The sequence below is a fragment of the Mycoplasma sp. 10961 genome, assembly GCF_055523525.1.
In genome coordinates, this window is record NZ_JBVFVD010000001.1 from 1,017,927 (window position 1) to 1,025,481 (window position 7,555).

Below are 7,555 nucleotides of genomic sequence, written 5' to 3' on the forward strand. Positions count from 1 at the left end.
TTAGTTTTTTTTGTTTATAAAAGATTTTATCAAGTATTTTATTGTTCTTGTGTGTTAGGTTCTTCAACCGATTCTGCTTGAATTTCTTCTTTTGGTTTGTCTTCAGTTAGAGAAATTAAAGAATCTAAATCAATTGGTTTATTTTCTTTTTTAACTTCTTCTTGTTTAGGTGGAAGTTTTAAGTTTTTAGCAATGTATTCGATTTCCTCAGAAATAATTGTTTCTTTTTCTAAAAGTAATGTCTTAATTAATTCAAGTAATTCTTTATTTTCGTTAATTACTTTAAGGGCAATTTCTTTAGCTTCTAAAATAATTTTACGAACTTCTAATTCAATTTCGTGACTAATTTGGTTAGAAATTGATGAACTAGTAGCTAAAGTTTTACCTAAAAATGGAGACCCAGATTCTTCTTGATATTTAATAGGTCCTAAGTCACTCATACCAAATTCAGTAACCATTCTGCGTGCAATAGAGGTAGCTTTATTTATGTCGTCAGATGCTCCAGTAGAAACATTATCGGCACCATAAATAATTTCTTCAGCAGCTCTACCACCCATGAAACTAGCAATAGATGCTAACAATTCTTTCTTAGAATAGTTGTACTTTTCTTCTTCAGGCATCATTAAGTTGTATCCACCAGCTTGACCACGAGGGATAATAGTAATTTTTTGAACCTTGTTTCCGCCTGGAATTCTAATTCCAACTACTGCATGACCTGCTTCATGATAAGCAACCATTGTTAATTCACGTTTTGTAATAGTTCTTGATTTTTTAGCTGGACCTGACATTACACGGTCAATCGCTTCATCAATAATTTCTAATGTTATAACATCAGATCTTTCACGAACACCTAATAAAACAGATTCATTAATAACGTTTTCTAATTGAGCACCTGAGAAACCAGGTGTTCTTTTTGCAACATTAGAGAATTGAACATCGCTTGAAAATCTTTTTCCTTTTGCATGTAATTTTAAGATTTCTTCTCTTTCTTTAACATCTGGTAATCCAACCGTAATAACACGATCAAAACGACCTGGTCTTGTTAAAGCGGGGTCTAAGACATCTGTACGGTTAGTTGCAGCAACGAACAAAAGACCTGAATTTTCTTTAATACCATCCATTTCAACCAATAGTTGGTTTAAAGTTTGCTCTCTTTCATCATGCCCACCTCCAATACCGCTACCTCTTGTTCTACCAATTGCATCAAGCTCATCAATAAACACAATTGCTGGTGCATTCTTTCTAGCTTCAGAAATTACACTTCTAACTCTTCTTGCACCCATACCAACAAACAACTCAACAAAGTTAGATGCTGATACAAAGTAAAATGGTACATTAGCTTCACCCGCAGTAGCTTTAGCTAATAAAGTTTTACCAGTTCCAGGAGGACCACCAAGCAAAATACCTCTTGGCATCCTTGCTCCTGCTTCTTCATATCTTTTTGGATTTTTAAGATAATCAACAATTTCTTTAATTTCTTCAATTGATTCCTTATTGCCAGCAACATCTTTAAATTTCTTATCGGATTTAATGATTTGTGCCGGTGATTTTTCGCCAAACATTCCGCCTTGTCCATTCATCATTTTGCTTTGTCCTCTGTAAACAAAGTAAATAACAAATAAAAATAATGCTGTAGGAATTAATGATATAAGTATTGATGTAAAAATACTTTGTTCTGGAGTTTTAACTGACCAAACTTGCCCAAGTTGCGTTGAATTATTTGCATTATTAGTGAATAAAACTGCTTTTCTCATTACATCTTGGTAATTATTTATTAAAGTATAAACTTCATTTATTTTCCCATATGTAACAGCACTTTCAGTTTTATCACCATTAGTTAAAACAGTGTTAATTGTGTTTTTAAATGGATCATAGACAATTGATACAAAATAGTTCTTGTCTTCAGTGTCGCTAGCAGCTGCTTCTAATCTAAGAATTAATTGACTTATACTTAATTCATTTCCAGTTGTTCTTCTAGTTAATACATAATAAAGAACAATACCTAGAACTAATAAAATTAATATAGTTATTCAGATTATTATTTTTTTATTTTTCATACCTTCCTTTCTGTAACAAATATATTAAGTATATTATAAAATAAATTTAAAAGTTATTGTTTTATTTTTAATAAATTCCCTTTTTGTTTTTTCAGATAAAAATTATCATTCAATTTATATGAATTTGTTCTTTTTTTACTTAAAATAAAACTAACAATGTTTTCTATTTTATCATTAGATAATTTTATATTTTCATAATTACTATTTATAAACTTATAAACCAAGTCTTTTTTGTTTTTCAAATGTAAAAATATATCTTGGGAGAATTTTTTATTTTCTCAACATTTATATTCGTTTAATATTTTTTTATTTTTAAAACTCAAAAATAAGTTTTTGATTAATATTTGTGATAAAAAACATATTTTTTTTAACTTACTTTTTTTGTTATTTTCAATTCTTATTTTATTCCTGGTGTATTTTGGAACATCATTTGTATAATCTTTTTGAAATGGTATCTTATTTTTAATTACTTTTTTAAGAATAGTGTTTTTAAAATATTTAAAGAGCAAGGGCCTAAAGATATTCATACCTTTATAATGGTTAATCTTACGAATTCCATAATATTCAACATCACGGTTTGAAGAAAGTTGAAAAATTGCAGTTTCTAAAAAATCGTCAAGATTGTGCCCAGTTAATAAAATATTACAATTTTTTTCTTTATATATTTTTTCAAAAAATGCATATCTTTGGTCCCGTGCCCAAGTTTGAAAATTTCCTTTTTTATAATCTAGTTTATTTAGTGATAAACCAAAAAAAGGAATATCATATTTTTGACAAAAAATATTAACAATATTATAATCAACATTGCTATCAAAACGTTGATTATAATTAACACAAGCTACTAGTATGTTTTTATAATTTTTAAATTTATTTAATAAAAACATACTATCAGGGCCTCCGCTTACAGCAATAAGAATTTTATTATTTTTTAGGTTTAGTTTTGTTTTTAGCATTAAATTTATTCATTACAGTATAAATATCATTGAAACCAAATAATATAGCAGCATCTGCACTTTTTTCTAAAACAATATTTAATTCCTTTATTTCATGCTCGGTAAATTTTCCTAAAACAAAATGTTTTAGTTCACCTTCAAAAGGTGAACTTATTCCAATTTTAAGGCGTTTGAAATCTTCTTTATTGAGATGTTGAATGATATTTTTAACACCGTTATGACTTCCTCCACTTCCTCCAACTTTTATAGTTGCTTTACCAATTTCAATATCTTTTTCATCGTGAATTACCATAATATCATCAGAATTTATTTTGTAGAAATTTGCCAGGTCTCGAACAAATTCTCCTGATAAATTCATGTAAGTTAAAGGCCTTGCGATAATTAAATCCTCAACTTTTTTATATTCACCTTTAAATCTATTTATATCTAAGGTAATCCCTAATTTTTCACATATTCGATCAATTGCTAAAAATCCAGCATTATGTCTTGTGTATTTATATTCAATTCCGGGGTTTCCTAATCCAACTATTAATTTCATCTTACTCCTTTAACATCCAACTTAAGTTTGTAATAATATTTCTTGGCTTTAAAAATTCTTTTAAAAAAATTGTTGAATAAATTTTATTTGTATGTGCAAAGATAACTAATTCTTTTATAGCCCTAGAAGTAGCCGTATAGACAAGTTTTTTATATAGCATTTTTTGGTGAGCTGGGTGCACAACAAAAATACAGCAATTAATTTCACTTCCTTGAAATTTGTGTGCAGTAACCGCATAAGCTAATTTAACTTCATTTTTAAATTCATCTTTAGAATAAATAATTATTTTTTCATCATATCTAACATGAATCTCTTCTTTGTTGTTTGCGGAATTTTTTATAAATTTTTCAATATATCCAATATCGCCATTTGAAATACCTTCATCATATCTATTGACTAATTGAATTACTTTATCATTTAATTTAAATTTATATTCTAATTCATTTATTTTATATTTATATATTACTTCTGAATCTCTATTATACACATTTTGAATTTGTTCATTAATTTTATCAATACCAAAAAAACCTTTATACATTGGACAAATGATAATCACATTATTTAAATCATATTTATTTACTTTTTCTACAAATAAACCACTTAAATCATTTAGGTAATCGTTATATACATTTAATGAAACACTATTTTTAGTTAATTTAGTTCCTTGATAATTACAAAAATCTGTATATATAATTTCTTTTGTTTTTTGATTTAATTCAGTAATTTTTACACTCAAATTATTTTTTAAGTAATCTTTAAAACTAGTATCAGAATTTAACTTTTCAAAATCGCCAAGAGAATTAATAAAGTTTGTATAATCAATGATTTCTTGACTTTCAGCCCTAAAATTCTCTTCTAAATAAGTTGCTGAAATTTTCTGCGAATCAATTAAATCATGTAGTATGTTGCCTGGACCAATTGCAGGCAATTGGTTAACATCTCCAAGTAAGATTAGTTTTTGCAAGTTTTGACATACTGATAAAAGTAAATAAAAAATATTTAAGTTAACCATACTAAATTCATCAATTATTAAACATTTTATATCATTAAAATCTTCAATACTTTTTGTAACTTTTTCATCATCAGTTGGAATACTTAAAAAACTATGTATTGTTTTTGTAACAAACCCATGTTTTTTCGATAAATTAGCACAAACTCTCCCGGTGGGTCCAAGTATCATAAAATCTTTTCCAAGTTTAAATTTAGATTTTTTTAAAGTATCATGCAAATGTTTAATGATATTGCTTTTCCCGGTACCTGGGGCACCTGTTATGATACTAATATTATTGTTTAAAGATTCGTAATAAGCTTCTTTTTGTTTGTCGGATAAATAATTTAAATCTTTTTTTGGCAAAATTTTTAATTTGAGTGGTTCTACATCTTTTATTTTATTAATCCAGAAGGTCACCATATTCTCTTTATCATAAATAGTTTTTCGGCAAATCAAATTATCAACAGATAAAATTACCCCTTTATTAATCATATCCTTTAAAAATTCTTCAATAACTATATGATCATATAAATTAGAAGTTTTTTGTAATAACTCAATAACTTCGCTTGAAAATAAAAAAGTTGAATTATTTTCTTCCAAAAAGGCCATTGAGTAGTTTAAATATGCTTCCAATCTTTCGTATGAATTAGTCTGATATCCTAATGCTAAAGCAAAAGTATCTACATCATGTAAATTTAATTTATTAATTAAAAACAAATTATAAGGATTATTAACTTTGTAATGAGTTAATAAATCTTTAACATTAGAATTTAAATACTTAATTTTTTCATATAAATTTTGAATTTTATTTAATTCAAAAAAGAACAACTCTTCATCAACGACATTATTTACATCAATTAATTGATTTATTTTATCTTTATGTTCCTCATAAATATTTTTTATCATTTCTTTTTGTTTAGTTGACAAAAAACTAGCAAAATCTTCGTTGGTTAAATCACCATTCTTTACGTTTCTATAAAAATCTATAAAACCAATATAAGTTTTAATTTTGTCGATTGCAACAAACCCCACTTTTGGGGTTTGTTTTAAGTATCTGTATAACTCTGTTTCGCGATCAACTGTTTTAGGTCTAGTATAAAAATTAACCAAAACATAATTATTATTTTGGCTTTTAATCGATTTTGTAACAATAAAATCGTAACTTTCAAAAAGTTTTGGTATATTTTTTGAAGCATAAACGACTATTTTTTCTTTTTTATCTGTTTCACACATTAACAGGGCTCATAATTGGCCAGGACTACTTTTTAATACTTTAATAGGTGTAGCAACATAGTGTTCTTCATTGGTCTTTAGTTGGTAATTACTCATATATTTAATAAATTATAAAATAATTTTTAATAATTAGAAATTCACAAATATTTCACAGAGTTATCCACATTTTAATAACTTGTTAGTAAAGATGTGAATTAAAATTACTTATTAACAAGTTATTTTTAAATATTTTATTTATAAAATAAAAAATATTATAAAATTTAAAAATATGATAGGAGTTAATGAAACAAACTGAGATGTTGATAAAAATATTAGGACGAAACAATTAAGAGAATTTTTGTCAAACGAAGTAAAAGACAATATGATTTATAAAACTTTTTTTAATGATGTAGAAATTTTAGATATACAATCGCAAGAAGTTTTACTAAGTTTTAAAAATTACAATAAAAATTCAGAGCAAATTTATTTGAATCTTTATAAAGAAAGTCTTGATAAGTCAGTAGAGCAAGTATTTGGCAAATTTATAAAATATAAAATTGTTATAGAAAAAGACCATAAAAAAACTGAACAATCATTAGACCAAATAATTGAGCAACCAAAGCAAACTAAAAACTATTTTCAAAATGATTATTCAGATAAATCAACGTTCGAGAATTATTTAAAGGGCGGATTTAATAAAGAAGCTGTTGATATTGGAACAAGCATATCAAAACTTAGTGTAGATTTTAATATCTTTTTTTTATCTGGACCTTCAGGTGGTGGAAAAACCCATTTATTACAAGCTATCGGCAAAAAAATAGAAGAAAGTGGTAAAAAATCAATATATATAACTCCTTTAATTTTTAATAAAAAAATACTTACGGCTATCCAGGATAATAAAACGAATAATATAACTAAATTAATTAACTATATAACTAATGCTGACATTGTTCTTTTTGATGATTTTCATATCTTTGGCGAAGGTCAAAAAAAACAAACCAAGAATTTTATTTACCAAATAATCGAAGCCCGTATGCAAAAAGATGTTCCTACAATTATTTCATCAGAAAAAGAATTAAAAGAATTGAAGCTTCAGTTTGAAGATCGCTTGTATACTAGACTTGAATCAGGTTTTATAAGTAAAATCAGCAAGCCCGCCGAAAATGAAATTGATAATATATTAAATTTTTTATTAGAAAAAAACAACATTGATCCAAAAATAATTGACAAAGAGTCTAAATTATTTGTTGTTAAAGAATTCGGGGGTTCAATAAGATCTTTGTTGGGCGCTATAACAAAGATAAAATATTACAATGATGATCTTATAAAAACTGATTATGTATTTAGCGTTATTAAAAAAATCTTTAAAGAAAGGTTTAAGGAAATAGCGGAACTAACACCCGATGTGATTATCAAGAAAGTTTCAGCATACTATAAGATCAGTGTTAAAGAAATTATGGGGAAAACTAGAAAGAAAGAGATCGTTATTGCCAGGCATATTGCTATTATTTTAATGGATGATATATTGAATATGTCTTCAACTGAAATTGGACGCTACTTAAATAAAGATCATACTACAATTTTGAATGCTTTGAAAAAAAAGAAAAATGAAGAAATATATTCTTCCATTAAACTTGTGTTAAACCAAATAAAAAGCGAGATATACACAACTAAATAAAAGTTATTCACAATTTTAATTTTGCAAAAAAGTGTTTTTTTTACAAAATAAATATGTATTTTTGATATTTTTTTGTATTTACCCCAAAAAGCACAAAATATAATAATATTAATATTGGAGGTTAAA

At 26.0% G+C, this 7,555-nt stretch carries 5 protein-coding genes; 1 reads left to right on the forward strand and 4 read right to left on the reverse strand.

The window, feature by feature from the left end; genetic code table 4:
• Positions 1-38: 38 nt before the first annotated feature.
• The 4 genes from ftsH to AC0B4T_RS04265 are packed head-to-tail and all read right to left on the reverse strand — an operon-like array spanning position 39 to position 5,868.
• Positions 39-2,057 carry an ATP-dependent zinc metalloprotease FtsH gene (gene ftsH / locus AC0B4T_RS04250; RefSeq protein WP_465103270.1) on the reverse strand — a complete coding sequence of 673 codons (2,019 nt, stop codon included), beginning with the start codon at positions 2,055-2,057 and terminating at the stop codon, positions 39-41.
• A gap of 53 nt (positions 2,058-2,110) precedes the next feature.
• Positions 2,111-3,010, reverse strand: a complete 900-nt coding sequence (gene tilS, locus AC0B4T_RS04255; protein WP_465103271.1) for a tRNA lysidine(34) synthetase TilS — start codon at positions 3,008-3,010, stop codon at positions 2,111-2,113.
• On the reverse strand, positions 2,979-3,548 hold the full coding sequence (pth, locus tag AC0B4T_RS04260; protein WP_465103272.1) for an aminoacyl-tRNA hydrolase: 570 nt from the start codon (positions 3,546-3,548) through the stop codon (positions 2,979-2,981). Before pth ends, tilS begins: the two co-directional genes overlap by 32 nt.
• A gap of 1 nt (position 3,549) precedes the next feature.
• The gene (locus AC0B4T_RS04265) at positions 3,550-5,868 is read right to left on the reverse strand and encodes an AAA family ATPase (RefSeq protein ID WP_465103273.1); all 2,319 of its coding nucleotides are present in this window, start codon (positions 5,866-5,868) and stop codon (positions 3,550-3,552) included.
• A gap of 172 nt (positions 5,869-6,040) precedes the next feature.
• Between AC0B4T_RS04265 and AC0B4T_RS04270 the strand changes: the two genes are divergently transcribed.
• Positions 6,041-7,429 carry a DnaA ATPase domain-containing protein gene (locus AC0B4T_RS04270; protein ID WP_465102603.1) on the forward strand — a complete coding sequence of 463 codons (1,389 nt, stop codon included), beginning with the start codon at positions 6,041-6,043 and terminating at the stop codon, positions 7,427-7,429.
• The last annotated feature ends 126 nt before the right edge of the window (positions 7,430-7,555 follow it).